Raw genomic sequence first — 2,894 nt, forward strand, 5'->3', positions numbered from 1 at the left:
GCCATCCGTTCGGCGCGCGGCGTCCAGCCGTCGTCGTCGGAGAAAAAGAGCACCGTCGCATTCGGCGCCCCTTCCGGACGGAAGATGGGCACGTTCTCGAAGCGGCCATGCGTCAGGATCTCCGGGGCTTGCGCGGGTGCCGGCGTCTGGGCCAGTACGGCGACGGACGTCATCATCACCGCCCCTGTCGCGGCACTCGCCGCGACGCGGCGGACCCAGCGCGGCGCGCCCTCGCCGCGCCCGCGCTTGCGCGATCTCGCCTGCCCATCGTCCGCCTTGTCGTGCTTCGCCATCGTGTGACCTGTCATTTCGTCATGATTCCTTTCCATCCGCCGCCCACCAGCGACGCCACGTCGGCCAGCGTGAGCATCGGTGCGATACCGCCCGGCGTCATCAGATAACGCGCCTCCCATTGCGGATCGAATTTGTCCTTGAAGCTGCGCAGCCCGCGGAAGTTGTAAAAGCGAGCACCGTGCGCGAACATCATGCGGCCGAAGCGATGCCAGCGGGGCGCAAGCTGATGCGTCTCCATGCCCGACATCGGGGCCATTCCCAGACCGAAACGCTGATAGCCCTGCGATTTGAAGTGCAGCATCAGCTTCGCGAACAGGAAGTCCATCGTGCCGGGGGGAGCGTCCGGCACCTGCCGCATCAGATCGATGCTCGCTTCGATGCGCTGGACGTCGGGGCACATCAACGTGGCAAACGCGACGAGGCGCGTCTCGCGGCGCACAAGCGCCACGGGTTGGCGCGCCACGTACGCGTCGGTAAACGCGCCCAACGAGAAACCCTTCTCGCGCGTATGTTGGCGCGCAAGCCACGCGTCCGATACGCGCCGCATTTCCGCGAGATGCGGCGCGACGTCTTCCGCCGCCACAATCTCCAGCGTCAACCCTTCGCGTTCACCGCGCGCCACCCCATGCCGCAGATTGGCGCGACGCGCGCCTTGCAGCCCGAACTCCGGCAGCGAGACGAACGCTTCCTCGCCGAGCTTGAAGGCCCGCAGTCCCGCGTCGATATAGAGCGGCAGCGCCTGCGGGCGGGTCTTGTAGAACGCCGCGCGTCCGCCGTGCGCATCGGCCAGCTCGATGAAGCGCCAAATCAGTTCGGGCCACTCCTTCTGGTCGCCCACCGGATCCGAGAGCGACACCCACGAACGGCGATGCTTTGCGTACATGATGAAAGCGTTGCCAGACGGCGAGAACAGGAAGCTCTTGTCGCCCATCAGCGCCAGACAGGCGTCGGCGGCCGGTTGCTTGCGGATGACGGCGCGCGCGCGCGCCAGTTCCTCCTCGCTCGCGGGCACGATCGCGCCGGCGGACTGACGCAGCAATTGCCACAAGGACAGCCCGAGTCCGATCACGGCCACGACCATCAACGCGCGCATGGAACGCGGAGCATCGCCGTCGAACGTGAACTGCCACCAAAGCTGATTTGCGTATTCGACGCGCCGGTACGCCATGAACATCAGCCAGGTACAGGCCCCGAGCACCGAGAGCACGGCAATGATCCAGCCCGGCTCGAACGTTTGCGTGAAAAGCGACGAGCGCCGGTCGAACTGTTCGCGCGAGACGAGCAGCAGCGTCGCCAGCATGGCCAATACGAAGCACTCCGACACGGCAATGCCCTTGGGAATCGCGAGGACGGCAGCGATGATCGTCAGGCCGAGCGAGCCCCACCAGGCCGCATCAAGCCGGTGCAGCAGACCTCGCGCGAGGAACAGCATGGCCAGCCCCGCCACACTGCCGAGCAAGTGCGACACTTCAACGAGGAACAGCGGCACGTGGTGGCGAAGGAAGTCTTCCGCGTCGCGCGTGGCGGGCGTCACACCGGAGATCAGCAACATGACCCCGGCAACGAGCGTGAGCGCCGCCAACAGGCCGGGGAAGAGCCGCACGGCCGCCCGGCCGATCGGCGCCGCCGGGCCCTGGCGCAACTCGAACCCGGCGAGCAGACAGGCGGCAAGCATCAGCGGCAGCAGATAGTAAATACCGCGATAGAGCACCAGCGCCCCCGCCACCTGACTGATCGGTGCGTGCCCGTTGGTCGCGAGCAGAATCACCGCTTCGAACACCCCCACGCCGCCCGGCACGTGGCTGAGTACGCCAAGCGCCATGGCAATGGCATAGAAGACGACGAAGGTCGGCAGATCCACCACGTTGGCGGGCAGCAAACACCACAAGGCGGCGGCCGCCATGCCCAGATCGGCGGCCGAGATCAGCAACTGGCGCACCGCGACCCGCAGCGGCGGCAGCGGGATCGGCCAGCGGTTGAGCAAGCGCACCGTGCGCTTGCGCGCGCACAGTACCAGAAACGCGGCGGCGCCGGCCAGCAGCAGCAAGGCGAGCATCTGCAACACCCACGCCGGAATCGGCACCAGCGCCGAGACGCGCGACGCACCCCACAACATGCCGAGCGAACCGAACACGGTCATGCCGAGACCGAACGCGCCGGCGTTGAACGCTACCGCCTGCGCCACCTTCGATGCATCGACGCCCGCGGCGGCGTACATCCGCATTCGCACCGTGCCGCCGGTGAGCACCCCCAGACCGACGGAGTTTCCGAGCGCGTAGGCGATGAACGAGGTGAGCACGACCGTCGAGCGCTTGACCTTCGCCCCGGCGAAGCCAAGGCCTGAGATGTCGTAACCGGTGAGGGCCGCGTAACTCGCCAGGGTTGCCAGCATGGCAAGCGCCAGACGCGTCACGGGGGTGTTGTGTATCTCGGCAACGATGTCGTCGTAATGCACGTGACGCAGCATGTGATGCAACGCGTCGAAGACAAAGAGGCCGAGCAGAACGACGCCGGCCGCGATCAGCCACGGCCGGGCCGCGGTCCACGGCACGCGCCGGAGCCAGCGCAGGGGCGCGGGCAACGCAAACCAGGCGGCTTCG

At 67.1% G+C, this 2,894-nt stretch carries 1 protein-coding gene and 1 pseudogene; both read right to left on the reverse strand.

All coding sequences use genetic code 11. The features are described from left to right. Nucleotides 1–308: pseudogene (locus A985_RS28800) on the reverse strand (hypothetical protein); the annotation flags it as partial. Further along, nucleotides 305–2,875, reverse strand: a complete 2,571-nt coding sequence (gene mprF, locus A985_RS0123435) for a bifunctional lysylphosphatidylglycerol flippase/synthetase MprF (protein ID WP_083902420.1) — start codon at nucleotides 2,873–2,875, stop codon at nucleotides 305–307. The gene mprF and the pseudogene A985_RS28800, both read right to left, overlap by 4 nt. Nucleotides 2,876–2,894 lie beyond the last annotated feature (19 nt).

Origin of the sequence: Pandoraea sp. B-6, from assembly GCF_000282835.1 — a bacterium.
GTDB classification, from domain to species: Bacteria; Pseudomonadota; Gammaproteobacteria; order Burkholderiales; family Burkholderiaceae; genus Pandoraea; species Pandoraea cepalis.